This window comes from Pseudomonas sp. GL_103 (assembly GCF_057835175.1).
Genome location: NZ_CM174420.1, coordinates 3640149 through 3662295 on the forward strand (window position 1 = coordinate 3640149; position 22147 = coordinate 3662295).

Here is a 22147-nt window from a genome sequence, read left to right on the forward strand (position 1 = left end):
AGCGAAACAGGTAGAGGTGCACCGAGCCCACCCCTCATCGCTTCCTTGCCACACCTGTTGTTGCCTGTGCTTCGTAGGGCCACCTATTGAATTGTTGTCTTTGGCCTCCCTCCACTGAATCTTTGCGGTTGCTCAAGGCACAATCAATCTATATAAATTGTCAAAAAAACAGGCAGAAAAACTAAATGGTAAACCCGCATGCCCTTACCTCCGCTCCATGCGTTTCGCGTATTTGAATGTGTTGCAAGGCTGGGCCATGTCGGTGCGGCCGCCGCTGAGCTGCATGTCACCGCCGGGGCTGTCAGCCAGCAGATAAGAGCGTTACAGAGCTCACTCGGCATCGATCTTTTCTACAAGCAGGGCCGCTTCCTGGTGCTGACCGAACGAGGCCTGGCTCTACAACGTTCGGTAGCTCGAGGCATCGGCGAGATCACCGAAGGGGTGCGACAGATTTCCGAGGCGTATTTCCAGGAGCCGGCGACGAAAGTCCTGACCATTTCCACAGAACCGATTTTTGGCGCGGCCTGGCTGATGCCGAAGTTGTTCGCCTTTCGTGCAGAACATCCGCACATTCACCTGCGCGTCATTACTGCCGACGACATCAGCGAGGTGGACTGGCGCAGGGCCGATATCGCCGTGCTCTACGACGCTCCGACGTGGGAGGGTTTCTGGTGGCGACCACTGCAAAGCCTGCATATGTTTCCCGTCTGCTGCCCGCAATTGCTGCGCGGCCCGCGTGCGCTCAAGCAGCCGTCCGACCTTGTTCACCACCGCCTATTGCATGAGGATGACGGCGCTCAATGGCGGCGCTGGCTACTTGAGGCGCGCTTGCCTTACCCAGGTGATGCCGATGTCCATCTGGAAGACTTTGGCATTGCCCTGCAGGCGGCGCGAGATGGCTATGGTGTTGCACTCAGCGACGAGATCAATTCATTGCGCGATTTGGATGAGGGCCGCCTGGTGCAGCCCTTTGCACTGAAGGTGCCGACGGGGATGGACTATTTCTGCATCTGCAACGAGGAGAGTCGCGATATCCCTGAGATAGCTTTGCTCATCGATTGGCTGATCGAGCAGGCAAAGATAGTCCCGGCCTACCCGTAAGCGTTGTTTGGGCGGTTTAACGTTCACGTGGCTCAGCACAAAGCTGAATGACCTCTGGATTTTTAGGAGTCTTGAACTGCTGCTTTTGGCCGTTCTCTGCCGATCATGGTTACAAAGCGTGCTGGTCAAATCCGATGCAATCGGTGGTCAGAACGAATGCAAATGACTGGTCAGGTCGAATGCAAGCGGGTGATCAAGTAGAGTGCAATTTCGCAGCTGAATATCGGATTAGTGTTGTGGGGGCTTGTAAGGGGTGATGATGGGGCTCAACAAACCAGTGCAGGACCTGAAGCGCGATCTGCAGGGTGTCGCCTCTGATCTGAAGTGGTCGGCCGTGGAGTTAGTTCGGATTGCCGAGCGGCTAAGCCACGCAGGTAATGGACCAGACGCTGAGGCGCTTCGAAGGATGATCACAATCTTCCAGCAAGGTGAGAATCGGTTAGATGGCTGGATTAAAGAAATCGGTGCAGGTCAGGTAGTCCGGCCGGCGAAGGCAGACCACTGCCAATGATCGCGGAAGGGATTGGCAGGAGGTTGTCATGGCACTTAACAAACCCAATCAAGAGTTACGCCGCGACTTGAAAGCCGCTGCATATTCCCTCGAAGAAGCTGCCCTGGAAATGTTCAGGCTTGCAAAACAGCGCGGGGATACAGAGCTTCTGGAGGCAATGGAGACGATCGAAAAGCTGCATGAGCAAGCTGATCGGCTGACTGCTTACACAGATGAGGTGAAGGCGGGAAGGATTGTCCGGAAGGCTGAATAGCCATGCGTCTGGCGGGCGTATTCGCGCTAGATCTGAAATACAAGCAATGCCCTGTAAACGGTTACTCAATGAAGAAGAAGCTGACGGACAGTAAAGCAGCAGTGACTGCTGCTGAAATTGAGCGTTCTATCCAAGCCCTGAACAAAATGGCTGAACGCCTATGGGGGGATGGCCGGGAAGCCGAGGCGAAAGCTCTCCTCGATGCCTTGGACGCATTAAACCGGGCGCTTGATCGGATCAGGATTGGAGAGAGTCGCAGGGTTCTCCATTGAACGGCACAAACTAGCTGGCGGGTTATGAAGGCGAGAAGAAGTGTGCGGGGGAAGGCGGAGTAGGCGCGTGGTATGACGGCGAGATGTTGTAGCGGCTTGGCGGTCGTACCGATGTAACTCAAATGCCCGGTCCAGAGCCGGGCTTCTCGTATCTGCCCCTGTCATGCCTTCGTCACACCTACCAAGCACAATACAGTCAGCCAAAGGGATTTGGCCCATCTACAGAGAGCCCGGCTAATGTGCCGGGTTTTTTCGTTTCTGCGACATGCTTTTCACCAATCGCTCACATGGTGGAGCGCAGATTAACCCTGCTCCTTTGAAGAATTCCCATTTGGCCCGCCCGCATGCGGGCCATTTTTTTGGTCGCTGCCACGATTTCTACAAGAACTGGAGAAGCGACCATGTCAGATGACTGCGAAATTGCACTCCACTTGACCACCCGCTTGCATTCGACCTGACCAGTCATTTGCATTCGTTCTGACCACCGATTGCATCGGATTTGACCAGCACGCTTTGTAACCATGATCGGCAGAGAACGGCCAGAAGGAGACATTCGTTTGCGTCGGGATGCCCCCTATCCAGTCGTCAGGCATCGAGCACTGTTGAGATGGTCGCGTATGAACTCGATGAACCGCTGGATCTTCGCAGGAAGCAGCCGTGTTTCGGTCAGTGCGTAGACCGAGATGCGAGTGCGACTACGACGAGATGTGCCACATCCTCGAAGGCACCGTGCGCCTTACCGATGCGGACGGCATGGAGAAGACCTTCTGGCCGGGGGATTCGTTCGTGTTGGCGGCGGGGTACAAGAGAACCTGGGAAAACATCACGCCGGTGCGCAAGGTGTATTTCATTCTCGGATGAGTTCGGCCCGGGCGGATAACGACGACAACTTTGCCGTCGCCTGCCTGGGCCTGTCCCGCCCCGGCTCCGGGTCCGTCACCCGCGGATCGGACTTGCGCCCGGCCCTGGCAAGCCGGGACGACGCGTCGTGCGAGCAATCAGGCCTGCGCCTCGCCTGGGAACGCCGGCAGCCCGTACGTCAACGTAAGTTCCAAGGCCGGTTACAAGGGGTATAACTATCAGAACAAAAGGCGGGTCACCCAGAATAGGCCCTCCAAAGGCAGCGCCCGGGCCAGGCGTCCCAGGCCTGATCGGCGCCTGCGGCGCGGAGCGATGTGATGAGTTCCAGAGCATGGCGATGGGCTCGCAAGAGCCTTCTTGGCTGCATCGAGCTGACCTTGCTGGTCGCTCCACTGTGCGCCAGCGCCATGTTCAAGTGCCAAGCCAGGGACGGCGCCATCAGCTACACCAGCCAAGCCATCGCCAGCGCCCGCTGCACTCGCCTGAATGGCATGGCGGGCGCCGGTGTCGGCGCCAAGGCAATGGCCCTGCCACGGGTTGTGCGGGACGACGACCCAGGCGCGGTGCGGATTCGGGTGTTCACCTTCATCCACAAGGGTATTCGTCAATATGTGAGCCGGCGCCCCGTCGGGATCTCCGCACGGGTCGATGTCCTTGAGCTCTATTACATCAAGGGCTGCTATCTGTGCATGGCGCCGAAGGATTTCAAGGTCGCCTCACTGCGCCTGGACACCCATTCATATCGGCGGGAGATCGAAGCCGCTTCGGGTCATTATGGTGTCGACAGGGCGCTGGTCCGCGCAGTGATACATGCCGAATCGGCGTTTCACCCCAACGCCATTTCCGAAGCCGGCGCCCAGGGGCTGATGCAGTTGATGCCCGCCACCGCCGAGCGCTTCGCCGTGGACGATCCGTTCGACGCACGACAGAACATTCGTGGCGGCGTGCGCTACCTGGCCTGGCTGCTCAAGCGCTTCAACGGCAACCAGGTGCTGGCGTTGGCAGGTTACAACGCCGGCGAAGCGTCCGTGGTCGAGTACAACGGGGTGCCTCCCTACGGCGAGACGCAATCCTACGTCACCCTCGTGCAGTCCTTGACCGAACGCTATCGCAACCATCGCTAGTACCGTAGGGCGCATAACCCGGAATAGGTAATACGCCGGCCCCTCCACGGCGGCCCTCCGTGAGGGGCAGAAATCGGCCAACAACGGTCATTCAATGTCTACAAGATCAGGGGCTATTCAGAAGATGTCTGGACCAGAAACGCTCATCCTGCAGCCCTGCCATACTGTTCAACATGACCAGTGCAACTTTCCGCTTCTACGAGGAGCTCAACGATTTCCTGCCGGCCGACCGGCGGCGGCAACCCTTTACCTGCCAGTGCGCGCAAGGGGCGACGGTCAAGCACATGATCGAGGCGCTCGGGGTGCCGCACACCGAGGTCGAACTGGTGCTGCTCAACGGCGAGTCGGTGGGCCTGGAGCGGGTGATCCTCGACAGTGACCGGCTGGCGGTGTATCCCAAGTTCGAAGCGCTGGACATCAGCCCCCTGCTGAAGGTTCGAACGCAACCTTTACGGGTGCTGCGTTTCGTCGCTGATGCGCACCTTGGCGGGCTGGCCAGCCTGCTGCGCATGAGCGGCTTCGACACCCTCTACGACAATGGCTTCGAGGATGGCGAGATCGCCGAGATCGCTGCGCAGCAAGGCCGTATCGTGCTGACCCGCGACCGCGAACTGCTCAAGCGGCGAATCATCAGCCACGGCTGTTATGTGCATGCCCTGAAACCGTCGCTGCAGCTGCGCGAATTGTACGAGCGCCTCGACCTGGCGCGTAGCGCACGACCATTCAGCCTGTGCCTTCATTGCAACCTGCCGCTGCACGAGATCAGCCTGGAACTGGCCCGGACGCAGGTGCCGCCACGCATTGGCGCCCTCTATTCGCACTTCCTGCGCTGCGACGCCTGCCAACGGATTTACTGGGAGGGTTCGCACTGGCGCGGTATGTGTGCATTGCTGGCACCGCTGCTGAACCGATAGCCGCCAGCCCTTGGCGGGCAAAAAAATAACAAAATTGCCATGTGCTCCCTTCGTTCCTTCTTGCGTCGCACTGTTCATTGCCCGTTCCCGTACGTCTGGAGTTTCCCCAATGCCCTCGCCTCATTCCTTGCCCGCTGCGCTGCTGGGCCTGGCCCTTGTTTGTCCGGCCATGACCGAGGCTCAGGGCCTGGAGCTGGGACAAGTGCTGATTGGGGCCGAGGACCAGAGCGACGAAGACCAGGGGATCGAGGACGCCAGGGCCCGGCTGGCCCAGGTGCCCGGCGGCACCAACCTGGTCGACATGCGCCGTGCGTTGCAGGGCCGCGTGGCCAGCAATCAGGATGTGCTGGCGTACCAGCCGGGGATCTATGCCCAGTCGGCGGGCAACGAAGGGGTGAAGATCTCGATCCGCGGATCAGGCATCAACCGCGCACCGGGCGCCCATGCCTCGGGGCTGTACACCATGCTCGACGGTCTGCCGCTGACCGGCCCCGGCGGCACGCCCTATGAATTGCTGGAACCACTGTGGCTCGACCATGTGGAAGTGCTGCGCGGCGCCAACGGGTTCGACCGGGGCGCCCTGGCTCTGGGCGGGGCCATCGATTACGTCAGCCATACCGGCTACGACTCACCCTTGTTGCAGGTGCGCTACGCGACGGGTAGCCACGGTTACCTCCAGCGCCAGGTCAGTTCCGGACAGGTGCTCGGCGCCTTCGACTACTACGTGGCCATGACCGACGCCAACGCCGACGGTTATCAGGACCACACGGCCAGCGAGAGCCAGGGTGTAATCGCCAACTTCGGTTATCGCGTCAACCCCAACCTGGAAACACGCTTCTACCTGCGCCACCGCCAGACCGACAACGACCTCGCAGGACGGGTGACCAAGCACTCCATCGAGCACGACCCGCGGGCGGCCAACCCGGCCTACGTGGCGCGGGACGACCGCCGCGACGAGCCGGGCAGCACCTTTATCGGCAACAAGACCACCTACTACATCGATGACGATTCGAGCATCCAGACCGGCCTTGTCTACCACGACTATCCCATGGACTTGAGCGAGGGCCCGAACCGCCTGAAAGTGGCGTACACGGACGTCAGCGGCACGTTCGACTACAAGCGTCGCGACACCATCTGGGGGCTGGAAAGCCAAAGCACCCTGGGCCTGCGAATGACCAAACACCTGCCCAATGCCGGCGCCAGTGAGTTCGTGCGCATCCCCACCGGCAACACCGCCGGTTATGCACCAGGCACACTGATTCGCAACTTCACCTATCAGGGCTCGGACACGGTCCTGCATGCCGGCAATGACCTGGAGATCGCCGACGACCTGTGGCTGACCACCGGCCTCGCTGCGATCTACACCCGCCGTGAAAGCGATGTCACCTACCCGCAAGAAGGTGGCAAGACCAGCCTGCACGACTGGGACTACGCCCCGCGCGTGGGCCTGCGTTACCAGTTGACACCTGACCTGCAACTGTTCGGCAATCTCAGCCGCTCGGTCGAGGCACCGCACCCGTGGTCGCTGATCTATAGCTCGAACATTCGATTCCCTGCAGGCAGCGGCGTTGCCACGGGCGCCCAGCGCCAACCGGTCACGCTGCAAAACCAGACCGCCACCACCCTGGAAGTCGGCGGCCGCGGTGACAGCGCGCTGGGGCAGTGGAGCCTGGCCTGGTACTACGCCCAGGTGCGCCACGAACTGCTGTCGGTGTTGCCGGACGCCAACGCCACCACGCCCTACGAGCTCAACGCCAGCCCTACCGTGCACCAGGGCGTGGAAGCCAGCCTGCTGAGCCCCCTCTGGTCGCCGGACGATGGCGGCCAGTTGAGCCTGCGCCAGAGCTATACCTTCAGTGACTTCCACTACCGCGACGATGAGCGATTCGGCGACAACCGCCTGCCGGGCCTGCCGATGCACTATTACCAGGGCGAACTGCGCTACGACTGGCCACAAGGCTTTTTCGCCGCGGTCAACACGCAATGGGTGTCGAAGGTAGCGGTCGATTACGCCAACAGTTACTACGCCGATCCCTACGCCATATTCGGCGCGACCCTGGGCTACAACGCCCCCAAGGGCGACTGGCAGACCTGGCTGGACATGCGCAACCTGACCGACAAGCACTATGCCGCCACGGTCACGCCAGGCTACGACGACAAAGGTCTGGATGCGGCGCGATCCACCCCCGGAGAAGGCATGGCGATGTACGTCGGGGTATCGTGGAGCCTGCTCTGAGGCCGTTTACCTCACTTCGTAAACGCACACAACCGCCCGCGACGACTAAGCTTTTGTAACGTCACTTCGTCCCTCAAGGAGATCTCCATGAGCGCCGCCGCCCTGTCCGAACTCGATGCCGCCCTGCCCGGCCTGACCCGCAAGATCCGCGTGCTGGATGCCCTGTCCTGGCCCAATGGCGTCGAGGAAGACTTCCTGGCGAAATGGCGCGGCGGGCGTGCCGAGTTACCCAAGGTCGAGTTGCAACCCCGCGAGCACAGCGCCGACATCGCCGCCCTGGAAACCTTTATCAGCCATTGCGATGTGGGGCATCCGGCCGGGAATTTCCTGGCCATGACCGCCCGTAGCTATGCCACGGCCGGACATATGCTGGGGGCCATTGGCACTCCCGCTTTTACCCAATATTCGTCGGCGCTGTACCGGCGCCCGGATTTCTATTACACGCGCCTGCAACTGAGCATGCTCGACGCGGCCCGGTTCTTCCTCAAGACCACCGACGCCCTGCTGGGCGGTGCGCGGATTCCACCCTGCCCGGCCGAGATCCCGGCCAAGGCGTTCGCCGCCTGGATTCAACCGGAACTGGACCGTTTCTTCGGTGCCGGGCAGATCACGGTCGTGCTCGATCCGAACCTGGCCGCCAAGGCCATCGCCGGATCGAGCCGCATTCGCCTGCGGGCCAGCGCGCTGTTTTCGGAGCTGGACAAGCATCAGCTGTTGCAACACGAGGCTTTCGTGCATGTCGCCACGGCACAGAACGGCGCGCGCCAGCCCAACCTGACAAGCCTGGGCCTGGGGGCGCCCCGCACCACCCAGACCCAGGAAGGCATTGCCACCCTGGCCGAACTGTTCACCGGCAGCATGGACATCAATCGCCTGCGCCGCCTGGCCCTGCGCGTGCTCGCCGTCCAGCAGGCGCTGGAGGGGGCTGACTTCATCCAGGTGTTCGAAGGTTTTCTGGCGGCCGGGCAGACAGAAGAGGAATCCTTCCGCTCGACCCAACGGGTATTCCGCGGCGCCGACCTGCGGGGCGGTTCGGCATTCACCAAGGATGCCGCTTACCTGACCGGGTTGCTCGGCGTCCACACCCTGCTGCGTATCGCAATCCGCGATAACCGGCCAGAACTGGTGGGGCATCTGTTTGCCGGGCGCCTCAGCCTGGGTGACACCGTGCGCCTGGCACCTCTGTTCGAATCCGGCTGGCTCAAGGGGCCGGTCTATCTTCCGGCCTGGGCCAGCGACCTGCGCCTGCTGGCCGCGAACCTGGCCTTCTCGGCGTTCATTGCCCAGATCAAGCTGGATGTGCTGGACCTGGAGGTGTTCATGGCATTCGCCGAAGAACACGAAAGCGATGCCAGCGCACTTTGATCAGGAACAGGATCACACCGTTTTAAAGTCAACCCGGGTTTTTAAAATCAACTGCTACCATTAGAAAGCGGTGTCGGGGCCGGGCTCTGTGGCTTGCAAAGTCGGCTTCACCTGCCGGGATTGATCCACTCATTTCAAGCCTGCCTGACCCCATGGGGGGTGCAATGCACAATCCATTACTCTACGCGTTGTCGGCCGTACTGTTCTTGAGCGGATCTTCCTGCCTGGCACTGGGTACGGATGGGACCGCCGCCGCACCGGCCCCGGCACCCGCCGCAGCCCCCGCACCGGCAAGCGCGGCCACTGCAGCGCCCGCCGCCCCGGTGACCAAGGATCCGGTATTTACCCAGGAACAGCTGGATCAGATGCTGGCGCCCATTGCGCTGTACCCGGACCCGCTGTTTGCACAGGTGCTGATGGCCACCACCTACCCCGGGGAAGTCGGCGAGGCAGTCAACTGGTCCAAAGCGCACCCGGACGCCAAGGGTGACGATGCGGTCAAACAGGTGGCGAACCAGCCCTGGGATCCGAGCGTGCAGGCACTGGTCGCCTTCCCGCAGGTTCTGGTACTGCTGGGGCAGGACCCCGTCTGGGTCCAGCGCCTGGGTGATGCCTTCCTGGCGCAGCCCGACGATGTCATGGAAAGCGCGCAACGCTTGCGTCGCCAGGCACAGGCAGCCGGGAACCTGCAGAGCAACCAGTATCAGAACGTGACGATCCAGAATCTCCCGTCGCCAGCACCGGCGACCACGACTGCGGCTCCCGCCCCTGAATCGGCTCCGGCCAGCAACTCCACCATCATCATTCAGCCTGCCGATCCGCAGGTGGTGTACGTCCCCACCTATAACCCGACAACCACCTACGGCACCTGGGCTTACCCTGCGTCGCCGCCCGCTTACTATCCACCGCCACCGGCCTATTACCCTGGTCAGGCGCTGATGGCCGGACTCGCGTTCGGTGCCGGTGTGGCGATCGTTGGATCGTTGTGGGGTGAATGTGACTGGGGCAATAACGACGTCGACATCGACGTCAATCGCTACAACAACATCAATGCCAACAACCGGATCACCAACAACAAATGGCAGCACAACCCGGTGCATCGCAATGGCGTGCCCTATCGAGACAATGCGAGCCGCGCACAGTACGGTCGGCAACTGAACGGCGCCAGTCAGCGTGAAGCCTATCGCGGGGACAATGCCCAACGCGCCCAGGCCCGTGAAAATGCCCGCAGCTCAATGGACAAGCACGGTATCGAACGACCAGCCACCAGCAACCGCGAAGCCCGTGATCAAACGCGCAAACTCCAGTCCGGAACCGCAGGCGGCGATCGGCTGCAGGCCGGTGCAGACAGGCCCAAGGCGGCGGACAGAAGCCAGGGCACGGCCAGAAACACCCGGGAGAACCAACAGCCAAGGAGAGAAACCCAGCAGGCCAGGAACCAGAGTTCCCAGTTGAATCAGCGCAGAGAAGGCTCCGCGCAGACGCGCCAAGCGACGAATAAACGGCCCGCCGCCAGTGCCGGCAGTGCCCGCAACAATGCATTCGCCGGCGCACGCTCACCGTCCCAGGCCAACGTCCAGGCCAATCGTGGCCGGGCCAGCCAGGCATCCGCCCAACGCCCCAGTGCCTCGCGACCGGCCGGGCACCAGGTCAGCCGGCCGTCCAATCCACCAGCGCGTCAAAGGGGGGGCCGCCGTTGAAAAACCATCCTCGATTGAAGGGACTCACGGGCTTGCTCCCTCATGTCCTGGTTATAGCCGCCGGCTTGTTGTGGTCGTGCATGGCGACGGCACAGCAGGCCTTTCCAACGCCTGAAAAGGCCGCAGAAGCCTTTGTCGAAGCACTGGGCACCGAACACTCCGACCAGGCACGCCTGACCGAGCTGCTGGGCAGCGACTGGCACAGCTATATCCCCCGCGAAGGCGTACAGCGCGAAGATGTGGATGCGTTTTTGCAGCAGTACCGCGAGCAACACCACATTGAAAACACCAGCGACCGCAAGGCCATCCTGGCGGTTGGCAGCAAGAACTGGACACTGCCTATCCCCCTGACAAAGAACGAGAACGGTTGGCGCTTTGACATGAAGGCCGGCAGCGCCGAGATCCGTGCACGTCAAATCGGCCGCAATGAACTTGCCGCGGTGCAATCGGTGCTGGCCTATCACGACGCCCAGATGGACTATGCGTCGGTGGATCGAGACGATGACGGCGCACTCGAGTATGCGCAGAAAATCTTCAGCACCCCCGGCAAGCACGACGGACTTTATTGGGAGGAAGACGACAGCGGCCAGATCAGCCCGTTGGGGCCTTCGTTCGGCAAAGCCATTGCCGACGAAGAATGGCACGGTTACCGCTTCCGCATCCTTGATGGCCAGGGTCCTTCGGCACCGGGCGGTGCCTACAGTTACCTCATCGGTGACAAGATGAGCCGGGGCTTTGCGCTGATCGCCTGGCCGGTGAAGTACAACGACACCGGCGTGATGAGTTTCATGATCAGTCATGAAGGCCAGGTGTTCGAGAAAGACCTGGGGCCCGAGGGTGAAAAACTGGCGCTGGCGATGAAGCGCTTTGATCCGGATGACAGCTGGAAAGAGGTGGCTGAAGATCAGGACTAGCAGGCGTGACCTGCTTCAAGCCTTCAGAACGGTTGAAAGCACTTATCTGATCGACAGGACAAATCGGTCTTCGCCCCCCGTGTTGTCGTTGCAGGGTGGTTGCTCAAGCTTGAATCCGCACCGATCCAGTACTTTTCTGGAGCCGGCGTTTTCCCTGAAGGCATACGCAACCAGATGCGCAAGTCCCCAGCGCATCCGTACCTCCTGGATCAGGTGCCTCAGCGCCAGTGTTGCCAGCCCCTGGCCGCATGCGCGCTGATCGATCCGATAGCCCACCTGCGCAGAACCCGTCGATGAATCGATGCTTTTCAGATTGGCTCGACCGACGATTCTCTGGCTGGAACCCTCGATGACAAAGGGGTGCCAGGCACCGATGGCGAAATCGGATAAATAGCTTTCGATGTGATCGGCGACACCCTGCAACGAGTAAAAAGCAGGGTCGCGCGCATCGATATGGGATTCGAACCATTCACGGTTCCGGATTTCGAAAGCCAGCAACGCTTGAGCGTCAGTCATTTTCAGCTCGCGTACGCTAAACGATTCCATTCATCACCTCTCCTGTGTCTTGTGCCGAATTGGCTCGAGTCTATCCCATACCTGAACATCCGGGCCGAGCCTTCCCTTCTCGAGCCAGAGCGGCTTGCATAACACATATGGAAAATCGTATATTCGAATAACCATATGTATCGAGCCACGCCAATGCTCAATCCTGCCGCCGTATTCAAATGCCTGGCCGACGAAACCCGCGCCCGGGCCACTTTGCTCATCACGCGTGAAGGCGAGTTATGCGTGTGTGAACTGGTCTGTGCCCTGGACGACAGCCAACCTAAAATTTCCCGCCATCTTGCACAGCTTCGCGGCTGCGGCCTGCTTCTCGACCGCCGCCAGGGACAGTGGGTGTATTACCGGCTCAACCCCGACCTGCCCGCGTGGGTTCGCGACGTTCTCGAGACAACCTTGCTGGCAAACGCCGACTGGCTTGCGAACGACAGCACTCGCCTCGCCGCGATGGGCGACCGCCCGCTCAACACTTCCGCCTGCTGCTGACCCTTCATTCATCGAGACTGTGCATGCTTACTGCGTTTACCATTTTCCTGCTGACCATGGTGTTGGTCATCTGGCAACCCAAGGGCCTGGGCGTCGGCTGGAGCGCCTCCCTGGGGGCCGTCCTGGCACTGCTGGCAGGCGTCGTGACGCTGGGCGATATTCCACTGGTGTGGAGCATTGTCTGGAACGCCACCGCGACGTTCATCTCGCTCATCATCATCAGTCTGCTGCTCGATGAGGCCGGGTTTTTCCAGTGGGCCGCACTGCATGTGGCGCGCTGGGCCAAGGGTGACGGGCGGCGCCTGTTCGTCTTCACGATACTGCTGGGGGCCGGCGTATCCGCCCTGTTTGCCAACGACGGTGCAGCCCTGATCCTGACCCCCATCGTCGTTTCAATACTGCTCGCACTGCGTTTTTCGCCAGCCTCTACCCTGGCGTTCGTCATGGCGGCCGGTTTCATTGCCGACACGGCGAGCTTGCCGCTGGTGGTGTCCAACCTCGTCAACATCGTTTCGGCCGACTACTTCGACCTGGGCTTCAGCGAGTACGCCGCCATCATGGTGCCGGTCAACTTCGTTGCCGTGGCGACCACGCTCGTGGTGCTTTACTGGTTTTTCCGGCGTGACATCCCCAGGCACTACTCTCTCGATGACGTGATGGATCCGCGACGCGCCGTGCGTGATCCACTGACCTTCCGCGTCGGCTGGATTGTCCTGGCTCTGTTGCTGATCGGGCTGTTTGCCCTGGAACCCTTGGGCATTCCCATCAGCGCAATCGCAGCGGTCTGTGCCGCGATGCTGTTCGCCGTGGCGGCGCGTGGGCATGTGATTTCAACGCGACGGGTGCTGCGTGAGGCGCCCTGGCAGGTCGTGATCTTTTCGCTGGGCATGTACCTGGTGGTGTACGGGCTGAAAAATGCCGGGCTGACCACCTATATGACCATGGCCCTGAACCGCATGGCCGAATTCGGCATCTGGGGCGCCGCGTTGGGCACTGGACTGCTCACGGCCTTGCTGTCATCGGGCATGAACAACATGCCCACGGTGCTGGTGGGTGCCCTGTCGATTCAGGCCAGCGACGCCACCGGTGTGGTGCGTGAAGCCATGATCTACGCCAATGTCATCGGTTCCGACCTGGGCCCAAAAATCACCCCCATCGGCAGCCTGGCCACCCTGCTCTGGCTGCATGTCCTGGAGCGCAAGGGCATCCGCATTACCTGGGGCTACTACTTCAAGGTCGGCGTGGTCCTGACCCTGCCGATTCTGTTCATCACCCTGTCTGCCCTGGCCCTGCGCCTGAGCGTTTAGCCCCTGTGCGACTGCAAAGAGGAGTCACCATGCGCGTTCTGTTTATGTGTACCGCCAATAGCTGTCGCAGCATCCTGTCCGAAGCCATGTTCAACCATCTCGCCCCCGAAGGTTTTGAGGCGATCAGTGCCGGCAGCTTCCCCAAGGGCCAGGTGCTGCCCCGCAGCCTGAGCACGTTGCAAGAGGCCGGCATTGCCATCGACGGCTTGAGCAGCAAAGGCAATGAGGCTTTCGAAGCCAACCCGCCGGACATCGTCATCACGGTCTGCGACAAGGCCGCCGGTGAGGCATGCCCCGTGTACTTCGGGCCGGCACTGAAAGCTCATTGGGGCCTGGAAGACCCATCGGACATACAGGGAGATGAAGCGACGGTATCGGCGGCGTTCCACTCAACCCTGGCCCGCATCGAAACACGCTGCAGGGCATTGCTCGACCTGCCTTTTGCACAACTTGACCGCGATGCGCTGAAGCGGGAACTCGACCGCATCGGCACGCTTTGACCGGAGCCCCCATGACCCATCCCCTGCCCCATCTCGACACGTCACTGACCCAGCCCATCGCCCATGGACGCGACGACCAGCACAAGCCGCGCATCCTGTTGCTATACGGCTCGACTCGTGCGCGGTCGTTCAGTCGCCTGCTGGTCGAGGAAGCAGCCCGGTTGCTCGAACACTTCGGCGCCGAGACACGGATCTTCAATCCTTCAGGCCTGCCGCTACCGGACGACGCGCCCTCCGATCACCCGAAAGTCCAGGAACTGCTCAAACTGATGCAGTGGTCCGAAGGCCAGGTCTGGTGCTCGCCAGAGCGCCACGGTTCCATGTCTGCGGTGTTCAAGGCGCAAATCGACTGGGTGCCGTTGGCGTTGGGGGCCGTTCGCCCGACCCAGGGTAAAACCCTCGCGGTCATGCAAGTCTGCGGCGGTTCCCAGTCCTTCAATGTGGTGAATCAACTTCGTGTGCTGGGACGCTGGATGCGCATGTTCACCATCCCCAATCAATCCTCCGTGCCAAAGGCTTTTCTGGAGTTTGACGACGCCAATCGCATGAAACCCTCGTCGCTGTACGACAGGGTCGTGGACGTCATGGAGGAACTGGTGAAATTTACCCTGCTGCTACGGGATCGCCCCGATCTGGTTGATCGCTACTCGGAACGCAAAGAGTCAGCGCAGGAACTGAGTCAGCGCGTGAATCAGCGGTCGATCTGACTGTAGAGATGTTCCACCAGGCTCAATAGCCGAAAAAAAGTCGCAAACCCCACGACGTTTCAGGGCTTGCGACTCTTTGCCGATACGTCCCTCAAACTCCCGGGACGTTTTCTACGGTATGCCTGCCGTGTTCATTGCCGAACGTGCAGGCTCAGTTCTCGACCTCAACCGCGTCGAAATCCGGTTCGTCCGGGGCATCCGGGGCGTCCGCCACATCCTCTCTGGCGTCCTTCGCCACGGCTTTGGCGGCCTCTCTGGCTGCCTTCGCCTCGGCTTTGGCGGCGTCCCTCGCGGCATCGGCGGTAGCCCGGGCAGCATCCCTGGCGGCATCTGCTTCAGCCTTGGCGGCGTCACGGGCGGCATCCGCGGTGGCACGGGCCGCGTCTCTGGCCGCGTCTGCATCGGCGCCGGCTACGCCAGCAGCTTTTGCGGCATCCCGGGCTGCATCCGCCTCAGCCCTGGCGGCGTCCCGGGCGGCATCGGCAGTGGCTTTTGCCGCATCACGGGTTGCATCCGCAGTCGCTCTGGCCGCGTCCCGGGCTGCTTTGGCATCAGCCTTGGCAGCGTCCCGGGCTGCATCTGCGGCATCGTTGTCCGCATCATGATCAGCGTCGTCAGCGTCGTTGTCATGGGCATTGCCCGGGCCTTTGTTCCCGGCTACACCACCATGGTCAGCGTCGCCGCGCCCCGGACCTCCATGACCGTCACCGTCATGGCCTGCTGCACCATGATCGCCACCTTCTCCGCCATGGCCGCCGGCACCGTGACCGCCTCCGCCGTCACCACCGTGACCACCACCTCCAGAGCCGCCACCGCCACCGTGACCACCACCGCCTCCACCGCTGCCGCCATCCTTGGCATACACGCTGGAGAAACTACCGATGTAATCGGGCACCAGGACAGTCGATGCCGACAGGACTCCGCCGATGGCCAGAGCCAATAAACATTTCTTGAGCAGCATGATGCACCTCCGCATGGAGTTGCGTACTCATCTCCGTATCGAACGCAATGTCCAGTGAGTTTCCGGCCGCCCATTGGAGCAGCCGGCCAACCGGCACGGCCATCAATCTGCAGCATTATCGAACCACTGCGGTATCCGCACGATCCCTCAGAGCCAGCTGGCATCGTTGCGTGGGAAACATTCCCACATTTTTTTGGATAAGTGCTTTCAGCCCGAGTTCAAAAAAAAGAGCATCAGGACTGACGCATGGGTTGAGCAACAACTTCAACCTGACCCATTTGGAGCATCGTCACGCCTCAAACTGATATGTTTATTTTCAGATATCTTGCATGTTGATTTTTATTGTGTCATTTATAGCCTCGCCGATCACAGGACTGATCCACCGCGCCAACCCGGATGGCGGGCACCCGTTTCCCCCAAATGCCCTCCAAGGAGTCAACAATATGAACAAGACAGAACTTCTAGGTGCTCTGGCGCTATGCGCTTTCAGTTTCCTGGCACATGCCGACGAAGACAGCCTGCGTATCGGTATCGAAGCCGCCTACCCGCCCTTCTCCTTCAAGACACCCGAAGGCAACGTCAGCGGGTTCGACTACGACATCGGCAACGCCTTGTGCGAAGAAATGAAGGTCAAGTGCGAGTGGGTCATTCAAGAGTTCGACGGCATGATCCCGTCGCTCAAAGTGCGCAAGATCGATGCCGTGCTGTCGTCGATGTCGATCACCGAAGACCGGATGAAATCCGTGGACTTCAGCAAAAAGTACTACCACACGCCAGGCAAGTTCGCGATGAAGGCCGGCAACGTGATCAATGACCCTTTGACGGACCTCAAGGGCAAGAAAGTCGGCGTGCAACGCTCCTCGACTTACGATCGTTTTGCCACCGAGCAACTGGAAAAAGCCGGCGTCGTCGTGGTGCGCTACGGCTCACAGAATGAAGCCTTCCTCGATCTCGCCTCGAGTCGTCTGGACGCCACCCTCGCCGACATCGTCAACACCGATGAGAGCTTCATCAAGACACCCGCCGGCCAGGGCTTCGCACTCACAGGGCCCGACATCAACGACCCGAAATATTTTGGCCGAGGCGCGGGGATCGCCGTGCGCAAAGGCGACACTGCCAACGTTGCGCGCCTGAGTGCCGCGATTGACGCCATTCGCGCCAATGGCAAGTACCAGCAAGTGATGGCCAGGTACTTCGCGTTCGATATCTACGGCGAGTAAGCCTTACCCCTGACCCCAGCCCCGGCGCGGCCCTCCGCAGGCGTCTGTCGGGGCTTGTCTTGCGCGCCTCGCGGCGCTCGCTTGAGGAACTTCATCATGCTTCACGGCTACGGATCGAGCATTCTCGATGGCGCCTGGCTGACCATAAACCTGGCCTTGACGTCCATGTCCCTGGCGATTGCCCTGGGCCTGGTCGGCGCGGCCTTTCGCTTGTCACCGCTCAAATGGCTGGCCATGCTCGGGGAAAGTTACACCACCCTGATTCGCGGCATTCCAGACCTGGTGCTGATCCTGCTGATCTTCTACGGCGGCCAGGATCTGGTGAACCGCATCGCCCTGGCGCTCGGTTACACCCGCTATATCGACATCAACCCCTTTATCGCCGGCGTCTGCACCATGGGCTTCATTTTTGGCGCCTACCTCTCGGAAACCTTTCGTGGCGCCTTCATGGCGATCCCCAAGGGTCAGGCCGAGGCCGGCGTGGCCTATGGCATGGGCGGTGCGCAGGTGTTCTGGCGAATTCTGGTACCGCAGATGATTCGTTTCGCCATCCCGGGGTTTACCAACAATTGGTTGGTGCTGACCAAATCCACCGCGCTGATCTCGGTGATCGGCTTGCAGGACATGATGTTCAAAGCCAAGAACGCAGCGGATGCCACACACGAGCCATTCACGTTTTTCCTCGCGGTGGCGGCGCTGTATCTGATGCTCACCAGCCTGTCCTTGCTGGTGCTGCGCTATCTGGAAAAACACTACTCGGTCGGCATCAAAGCCGCCGAATTGTGAGGGGAGCTACCCATGATTCTCGACTACAACCTGATCTGGGAAAACCTGCCGCTGTACTTCAATGGCGCCTTGTTGACCCTCAAAGTCCTGTTCATTTCCCTGGCCCTGGGTCTGGTATTGGCGATTCCACTGGCATTGATGCGGGTGTCGCGATCGCCGCTGATCAACTTCCCGGCCTGGCTCTATACCTACGTGATTCGCGGCACGCCGATGCTGGTGCAATTGTTCCTGATCTATTACGGCCTTGCGCAGTTCGAAGCGGTGCGCCAAAGCGTGCTCTGGCCTTACCTCTCCAGCGCCACCTTTTGCGCCTGCCTGGCCTTCGCGATCAACACCAGTGCCTATAGCGCAGAGCTGCTGGCCGGCAGTCTGAAATCCACCAACCATGGCGAGATCGAAGCCGCCAGGGCCATGGGCATGTCACGCCTGACCCTGTATCGCCGCATTCTCATGCCGTCGGCCTTGCGCCGGGCATTGCCGCAATACAGCAACGAAGTGCTGATGATGCTGCAAACCACCAGCCTGGCCTCCATCGTCACCCTCGTCGACATCACCGGGGCCGCGCGTACTGTCAGCTCTCGGTTCTATCTACCGTTCGAGGCGTTTATCACCGCCGGCCTCATCTACCTCGCCCTGACCTTCATCCTGGTGCGTCTGTTCAAGCTGGCCGAGCGCCGCTGGCTGGCGTATCTGGCACCGCGCAAGCACTAAGGAGCTGCTATGGAGCACATTCAATACCTGTTGCCGTGGAGTGCCTCGGGCACCGAACGAACGCTATCGCTGTTCCGTTTTGGCAGCGGACCACGCAAGGCTTACATCCAGGCGTCACTGCATGCCGACGAATTGCCGGGGATGCGCGTTGCCGTCGAGCTCAAGCGCCGTCTTCTGGAACTGGAAACCCAAGGCCGCCTGACCGGGGTGATCGAGTTGGTGCCAATGGCCAATCCGATCGGTATCGCCCAGATGTTCCAGGCCACCCATCAGGGGCGCTTCGAGTTCTCCAGCGGCAAGAACTTCAATCGCGATTTCCCGGAGTTGGTCGATGCCGTTGCGCCGCTGCTGGAAGGCCGATTGGGCGACGATGCCGACGCCAACATCGCACTCATCCGCCGCGCCATGGGCGATGCCCTCGCCGCCATGCCGGCACCGACCTCGGAACTCGACGGCCTGCGCCGCCTGTTGCTGCAGCATGCCTGTGACGCCGATGTGGTGCTGGACCTGCACTGCGATTTCGAATCGATCATGTTGATGTATGCGATGCCGCAAGTCTGGCCACGCTTGCAGTCACTGGCTGCCCGCCTCGGCGCCGGGGTCACGTTATTGGCCGAAGATGCGGGCGGCAGTGCCTTCGACGAAGCCTGCGCCATTGCATGGCTACGCCTGGCCGAGCTGTTTCCCGAAGCCAGCATTCCCTTGGCGTGCGCGGCCACCACCATCGAACTGCGTGGCATGGCAGACACCGAGCGCGAGCAATGCCTCGACAGTGCACAAGCCATTCTCGGGTATCTCGCCGAACAAGGCCTGATCAGCGGTGACTGGCCAGCGGCACCACCGAGCCATTGCCAGGCCATGCCATTCGCCGGCGCGCAGTACGCCTGTGCGCCCCATCCGGGTGTGGTGAGTTTTCTGCAACCGCTGGGCGCCCAGGTCAAGGTCGGCGATCCGCTATTCGAGGTCATCGACCCGCTGACCGACCGCCATAGCGTGGTGAGCGCCAGCACCGACGGCATTCTCTATGCCCGCGAACGGCTGCGCTTTGCCCAGCCGGGATTGTGGCTGGCCAAAGTGGCAGGCGTCACCCCTATTCGCCAGGGTCGCTTGCTCAGCGACTGACTCCAGAGAGTTCAAACCATGTACAAACTTGAAGTTCGAGACCTGCATAAAAGCTACGGCGCGCACCAGGTGCTCAAGGGCGTGTCCCTGCAGGCACAGGCCGGTGACGTGATCAGCATCATCGGTTCCAGCGGCTCTGGCAAAAGTACGTTCCTGCGCTGCATCAACCTGCTGGAGCAGCCCAATGCGGGCAATATCGTGCTCAATGGCGAACCGCTCAAGCTGGTGGCCAACAAGCTTGGCGGGTTGAAGGCGGCCGAACCCAGGCAGTTGCAACGCATGCGTTCGCAACTGTCGATGGTGTTTCAACACTTCAACCTGTGGTCACACATGAGCGCCCTGGAAAACGTCATGGAAGCCCCGGTGCATGTGCTGGGCCTGGGCAAGAAAGAGGCACGGGAAAAGGCCGAGCACTACCTGAACAAAGTCGGTGTGGCGCACCGCATGAACGCCTGGCCGGCACATATGTCCGGTGGCGAGCAGCAGCGCGTGGCCATTGCCCGCGCGCTGGCGATGGAACCGCAAGTGATGCTGTTTGATGAGCCGACGTCGGCCCTCGACCCCGAACTGGTCGGCGAAGTGCTTAAAGTCATGCAGGATCTGGCGCAGGAAGGCCGCACCATGGTGGTGGTGACTCACGAAATGGGCTTTGCCCGCGAGGTGTCGAACCAACTGGTGTTCCTGCACAAGGGCGTTGTCGAAGAGCGTGGCGACCCGCGTGAAGTGCTGGTCAACCCACAGTCCGAACGCCTCCAGCAGTTTCTGGCCGGGAGCCTGAAGTAAGACCGCCGCCCACCCATCCACTGCTCGGTGCTGCCCAGACGAGGTTGGCTTCGGATACACTCCAGCCAACCTTGTCAGGGCATCAGGCACAGCCCTTCTCTCACCTTCAGGAAATGTTGAGCTGGATATGCCAACCCCATCGAAAGACACCACTGTCTATGCCGCGCCGGTCATGCGCAAACTCACGGAAATCGTTTCCGATCTGCCGCCGTCACTGCGCAAGGTGGCGGACTTTATCCTGCGTCATCCACTCAAGGCCGCGACGCTGACCATCGAGGAGATGGCTCACGAAACATTGACCTCACCCGCCGCCGTCAACCGTCTGGCCAAAGCACTGGACCTCGGTGGTTACAGCGGCATGAAGGCCGAGCTGGTCACTACGTTGCAGCAGATGGTGTCGCCGGTCGACAAACTGCGAAACGAACTTGCCCATCGCCCGGGTGGTGCGTTTGGCCTGCATGAGCAACTCCAGAGCGCCAGCAGCAACCTGGCCACGGCGGCGAGCAACAACCACGCCGACACCTTCGAAGCGTTCGTCACTCGCCTGACCACAGCACGAAAAATATACATCCTGGGGTTCGGCAACAGTGTCTACTTCGCCGGCCTCGCCGCCTCGACCCTGATGCCCTTCTGTGCGGACGCCACGGCCATCAGCATGGAAGGCGGCAACGAAAACGCCGCTTACCGTCTGGCCGCAATCACCGATCAGGACGTGCTGCTGGCGATCGCCCTGCCGCGCTACTCCCTCGACACCCTGCAACTGGCACGCTTCGCCAATGAACGCGGCGCATCGGTGCTGGCAATTACCGACTCACCCGCCTCGCCGCTCACCGGCATTGCCCAGCACACGCTGTTTGCGCCTTGCGATCACCCGGTGCTGACCAGTTCCAACATCGCCGTGCTGGCCCTGATCGAAGGCTTGGTCGCCGGCGTGATGGCGCGCAATAAAGAAGCGGTCAAACTGGCAACCGAACTGACTGAAAGCGTGATGTCGTACCTGCACATCCCTGCCAGCGGTAAACCAGCGAAAAAGTGAGCGATGGAAATCCAACGCCCGCTTCTTGCTGATTGCGGTCTGGTGCGACCTCCAGCGTGAAGATTCGTGCAAAAACCTCAGGTAACCGTGCGGGCTTTCGCACAAACCACCATGGATGGGCTGGATTGCGGCAGGAATTTTCAACGCGTGTCGCTTGTGGGTCATTGCACCTGCTGCGTAAATCCTCTGTCAGCGATAATGCTGACTTAATTCGGGTAGGGTGATATCGCCTGATTCAGGGCCTTCGGCAGGCTGTGAGAACGTTCATCCAATTGTAAGAGCCCATTTCAGCCGCTACACTCCAGCCCATGAAACGCTACCTGCGGTTTTGCCTCATTTTCGTGATTAGCCTGGTGCTTCCCCTCAGCGGGATGGCGGGTGTTCAGGCGCCCACAGAACCGTGCCCGATGAAGACGATGGGCATGGCGATGATGGATGACATGGAAATGGACTGCTGCAACGACATGAAAAGCCCGACAGAGCATGGCAAACCCTGCAAGCCGGGCCAGGAATGCAAGACTGGCGGCATGCTGCAAGTCTCTATCCTCAAGCCTCCTGTAACCGTGTTCAGCCCCGTAGTGGTTTCCTTCTTCAGTGATTCCCTGCCCGTACAAACCCCGTCCGGGGTATGGCGACCGCCTCGCGTTTGATTCCTGTCCAACATTGAGCCTCATTCCGCATTAGCGGGATGGACTGGCTGTGCGCATGTCTTTTTG

General features: G+C 60.8%; 24 protein-coding genes. 22 read left to right on the forward strand and 2 right to left on the reverse strand.

All coding sequences use genetic code 11. From position 1 onward, the window contains the following. The first annotated feature begins 198 nt into the window (after window positions 1-198). The 11 genes from AC3IP0_RS16330 (at window position 199) to AC3IP0_RS16380 (ending at window position 11251) form a co-directional block, all read left to right on the forward strand. Window positions 199-1101, forward strand: coding sequence for a LysR substrate-binding domain-containing protein (locus AC3IP0_RS16330; RefSeq protein WP_223455646.1), 903 nt, complete (start codon window positions 199-201; stop codon window positions 1099-1101). A 259-nt stretch (window positions 1102-1360) separates the two neighbouring features. Continuing rightward, on the forward strand, window positions 1361-1612 hold the full coding sequence (locus AC3IP0_RS16335; protein WP_043302427.1) for a hypothetical protein: 252 nt from the start codon (window positions 1361-1363) through the stop codon (window positions 1610-1612). 28 nt (window positions 1613-1640) lie between these two features. Next, window positions 1641-1865 (forward strand): hypothetical protein, encoded by a 225-nt coding sequence (locus AC3IP0_RS16340; protein WP_008019294.1) that lies wholly within the window; start codon window positions 1641-1643, stop codon window positions 1863-1865. Window positions 1866-1933: 68 nt separating this feature from the next. Beyond that, window positions 1934-2137: a hypothetical protein gene (locus tag AC3IP0_RS16345; RefSeq protein WP_043302433.1), complete on the forward strand. Its 204-nt coding sequence runs from the start codon at window positions 1934-1936 to the stop codon at window positions 2135-2137. 669 nt (window positions 2138-2806) lie between these two features. Continuing rightward, window positions 2807-2998 carry a cupin domain-containing protein gene (locus AC3IP0_RS16350; RefSeq protein ID WP_489325311.1) on the forward strand — a complete coding sequence of 64 codons (192 nt, stop codon included), beginning with the start codon at window positions 2807-2809 and terminating at the stop codon, window positions 2996-2998. A gap of 317 nt (window positions 2999-3315) precedes the next feature. Beyond that, complete coding sequence (locus AC3IP0_RS16355) at window positions 3316-4122, forward strand: lytic transglycosylase domain-containing protein (RefSeq protein WP_489316153.1); 807 nt, start codon at window positions 3316-3318, stop codon at window positions 4120-4122. A gap of 173 nt (window positions 4123-4295) precedes the next feature. After that, window positions 4296-5036, forward strand: a complete 741-nt coding sequence (locus tag AC3IP0_RS16360) for a Mut7-C RNAse domain-containing protein (protein WP_489316154.1) — start codon at window positions 4296-4298, stop codon at window positions 5034-5036. A 109-nt stretch (window positions 5037-5145) separates the two neighbouring features. Beyond that, window positions 5146-7272, forward strand: a complete 2127-nt coding sequence (locus AC3IP0_RS16365) for a TonB-dependent receptor family protein (RefSeq protein WP_489325312.1) — start codon at window positions 5146-5148, stop codon at window positions 7270-7272. Between the two features lie 87 nt (window positions 7273-7359). Continuing rightward, entirely contained in the window at window positions 7360-8637 is a 1278-nt protein-coding gene (locus AC3IP0_RS16370) for a peptidase MATCAP family protein (protein ID WP_489316156.1), read from the forward strand. A 164-nt stretch (window positions 8638-8801) separates the two neighbouring features. Then, window positions 8802-10337: a DUF3300 domain-containing protein gene (locus AC3IP0_RS16375; protein ID WP_489325314.1), complete on the forward strand. Its 1536-nt coding sequence runs from the start codon at window positions 8802-8804 to the stop codon at window positions 10335-10337. A gap of 80 nt (window positions 10338-10417) precedes the next feature. Then, window positions 10418-11251: a DUF2950 domain-containing protein gene (locus AC3IP0_RS16380; RefSeq protein WP_489316158.1), complete on the forward strand. Its 834-nt coding sequence runs from the start codon at window positions 10418-10420 to the stop codon at window positions 11249-11251. A 42-nt stretch (window positions 11252-11293) separates the two neighbouring features. Here the strand turns inward: AC3IP0_RS16380 and AC3IP0_RS16385 are convergent, their stop codons facing one another. Continuing rightward, entirely contained in the window at window positions 11294-11797 is a 504-nt protein-coding gene (locus tag AC3IP0_RS16385; protein ID WP_489325316.1) for a GNAT family N-acetyltransferase, read from the reverse strand. Between the two features lie 153 nt (window positions 11798-11950). Here AC3IP0_RS16385 and AC3IP0_RS16390 point away from each other — a divergent pair, with 153 nt between their 5' ends. Genes AC3IP0_RS16390 through arsH form a run of 4 tightly spaced genes read left to right on the forward strand, consistent with a single transcriptional unit; the run spans window position 11951 to window position 14812 of the window. Then, a complete protein-coding gene (locus tag AC3IP0_RS16390; RefSeq protein WP_489325318.1) occupies window positions 11951-12298 on the forward strand; it encodes a metalloregulator ArsR/SmtB family transcription factor in 348 nt (115 codons plus the stop codon). Window positions 12299-12321: 23 nt separating this feature from the next. Then, a complete protein-coding gene (locus AC3IP0_RS16395; protein ID WP_489316160.1) occupies window positions 12322-13605 on the forward strand; it encodes an arsenic transporter in 1284 nt (427 codons plus the stop codon). A 29-nt stretch (window positions 13606-13634) separates the two neighbouring features. Further along, complete coding sequence (locus tag AC3IP0_RS16400) at window positions 13635-14105, forward strand: arsenate reductase ArsC (RefSeq protein WP_489325320.1); 471 nt, start codon at window positions 13635-13637, stop codon at window positions 14103-14105. A gap of 11 nt (window positions 14106-14116) precedes the next feature. Beyond that, window positions 14117-14812, forward strand: coding sequence for an arsenical resistance protein ArsH (gene arsH, locus AC3IP0_RS16405; RefSeq protein ID WP_489316162.1), 696 nt, complete (start codon window positions 14117-14119; stop codon window positions 14810-14812). Window positions 14813-14963: 151 nt separating this feature from the next. On the opposite strand, the gene AC3IP0_RS16410 is transcribed toward arsH, so the two are convergent. After that, window positions 14964-15773: a hypothetical protein gene (locus tag AC3IP0_RS16410; RefSeq protein ID WP_489325322.1), complete on the reverse strand. Its 810-nt coding sequence runs from the start codon at window positions 15771-15773 to the stop codon at window positions 14964-14966. Between the two features lie 443 nt (window positions 15774-16216). On the opposite strand from AC3IP0_RS16410, the gene AC3IP0_RS16415 reads away from it, so the two are divergent. The 7 genes from AC3IP0_RS16415 (at window position 16217) to AC3IP0_RS16445 (ending at window position 22081) form a co-directional block, all read left to right on the forward strand. Continuing rightward, window positions 16217-16993: an ABC transporter substrate-binding protein gene (locus AC3IP0_RS16415; protein ID WP_489325324.1), complete on the forward strand. Its 777-nt coding sequence runs from the start codon at window positions 16217-16219 to the stop codon at window positions 16991-16993. A 96-nt stretch (window positions 16994-17089) separates the two neighbouring features. Then, window positions 17090-17779, forward strand: coding sequence for an ABC transporter permease (locus AC3IP0_RS16420; RefSeq protein ID WP_150756328.1), 690 nt, complete (start codon window positions 17090-17092; stop codon window positions 17777-17779). Between the two features lie 12 nt (window positions 17780-17791). Further along, window positions 17792-18490, forward strand: coding sequence for an ABC transporter permease (locus AC3IP0_RS16425; RefSeq protein ID WP_489316165.1), 699 nt, complete (start codon window positions 17792-17794; stop codon window positions 18488-18490). 9 nt (window positions 18491-18499) lie between these two features. Further along, the gene (locus AC3IP0_RS16430; protein ID WP_489325326.1) at window positions 18500-19612 is read left to right on the forward strand and encodes a succinylglutamate desuccinylase/aspartoacylase family protein; all 1113 of its coding nucleotides are present in this window, start codon (window positions 18500-18502) and stop codon (window positions 19610-19612) included. Window positions 19613-19630: 18 nt separating this feature from the next. After that, window positions 19631-20395 carry an ABC transporter ATP-binding protein gene (locus AC3IP0_RS16435; RefSeq protein ID WP_489316167.1) on the forward strand — a complete coding sequence of 255 codons (765 nt, stop codon included), beginning with the start codon at window positions 19631-19633 and terminating at the stop codon, window positions 20393-20395. 127 nt (window positions 20396-20522) lie between these two features. Continuing rightward, window positions 20523-21431, forward strand: a complete 909-nt coding sequence (locus tag AC3IP0_RS16440; RefSeq protein WP_489316168.1) for a MurR/RpiR family transcriptional regulator — start codon at window positions 20523-20525, stop codon at window positions 21429-21431. 308 nt (window positions 21432-21739) lie between these two features. After that, on the forward strand, window positions 21740-22081 hold the full coding sequence (locus AC3IP0_RS16445; RefSeq protein WP_489316169.1) for a hypothetical protein: 342 nt from the start codon (window positions 21740-21742) through the stop codon (window positions 22079-22081). Window positions 22082-22147 lie beyond the last annotated feature (66 nt).

Coding starts and splice junctions, on each gene's coding strand:
- AC3IP0_RS16400 (WP_489325320.1), top strand. CDS start 13,635: ATGCGCGTTCTGTTTATGTGTACCGCCAATAGCTGTCGCAGCATCCTG.
- AC3IP0_RS16435 (WP_489316167.1), top strand. CDS start 19,631: ATGTACAAACTTGAAGTTCGAGACCTGCATAAAAGCTACGGCGCGCAC.
- AC3IP0_RS16370 (WP_489316156.1), top strand. CDS start 7,360: ATGAGCGCCGCCGCCCTGTCCGAACTCGATGCCGCCCTGCCCGGCCTG.
- AC3IP0_RS16355 (WP_489316153.1), top strand. CDS start 3,316: ATGAGTTCCAGAGCATGGCGATGGGCTCGCAAGAGCCTTCTTGGCTGC.
- AC3IP0_RS16440 (WP_489316168.1), top strand. CDS start 20,523: ATGCCAACCCCATCGAAAGACACCACTGTCTATGCCGCGCCGGTCATG.
- AC3IP0_RS16365 (WP_489325312.1), top strand. CDS start 5,146: ATGCCCTCGCCTCATTCCTTGCCCGCTGCGCTGCTGGGCCTGGCCCTT.
- AC3IP0_RS16410 (WP_489325322.1), bottom strand. CDS start 15,773: ATGCTGCTCAAGAAATGTTTATTGGCTCTGGCCATCGGCGGAGTCCTG.
- AC3IP0_RS16420 (WP_150756328.1), top strand. CDS start 17,090: ATGCTTCACGGCTACGGATCGAGCATTCTCGATGGCGCCTGGCTGACC.
- AC3IP0_RS16430 (WP_489325326.1), top strand. CDS start 18,500: ATGGAGCACATTCAATACCTGTTGCCGTGGAGTGCCTCGGGCACCGAA.
- AC3IP0_RS16345 (WP_043302433.1), top strand. CDS start 1,934: ATGAAGAAGAAGCTGACGGACAGTAAAGCAGCAGTGACTGCTGCTGAA.
- AC3IP0_RS16375 (WP_489325314.1), top strand. CDS start 8,802: ATGCACAATCCATTACTCTACGCGTTGTCGGCCGTACTGTTCTTGAGC.
- AC3IP0_RS16385 (WP_489325316.1), bottom strand. CDS start 11,797: ATGGAATCGTTTAGCGTACGCGAGCTGAAAATGACTGACGCTCAAGCG.
- AC3IP0_RS16335 (WP_043302427.1), top strand. CDS start 1,361: ATGGGGCTCAACAAACCAGTGCAGGACCTGAAGCGCGATCTGCAGGGT.
- AC3IP0_RS16330 (WP_223455646.1), top strand. CDS start 199: ATGCCCTTACCTCCGCTCCATGCGTTTCGCGTATTTGAATGTGTTGCA.
- AC3IP0_RS16395 (WP_489316160.1), top strand. CDS start 12,322: ATGCTTACTGCGTTTACCATTTTCCTGCTGACCATGGTGTTGGTCATC.
- AC3IP0_RS16390 (WP_489325318.1), top strand. CDS start 11,951: ATGCTCAATCCTGCCGCCGTATTCAAATGCCTGGCCGACGAAACCCGC.
- AC3IP0_RS16445 (WP_489316169.1), top strand. CDS start 21,740: ATGAAACGCTACCTGCGGTTTTGCCTCATTTTCGTGATTAGCCTGGTG.
- AC3IP0_RS16340 (WP_008019294.1), top strand. CDS start 1,641: ATGGCACTTAACAAACCCAATCAAGAGTTACGCCGCGACTTGAAAGCC.
- AC3IP0_RS16360 (WP_489316154.1), top strand. CDS start 4,296: ATGACCAGTGCAACTTTCCGCTTCTACGAGGAGCTCAACGATTTCCTG.
- AC3IP0_RS16380 (WP_489316158.1), top strand. CDS start 10,418: ATGGCGACGGCACAGCAGGCCTTTCCAACGCCTGAAAAGGCCGCAGAA.
- AC3IP0_RS16415 (WP_489325324.1), top strand. CDS start 16,217: ATGAACAAGACAGAACTTCTAGGTGCTCTGGCGCTATGCGCTTTCAGT.
- arsH (WP_489316162.1), top strand. CDS start 14,117: ATGACCCATCCCCTGCCCCATCTCGACACGTCACTGACCCAGCCCATC.
- AC3IP0_RS16425 (WP_489316165.1), top strand. CDS start 17,792: ATGATTCTCGACTACAACCTGATCTGGGAAAACCTGCCGCTGTACTTC.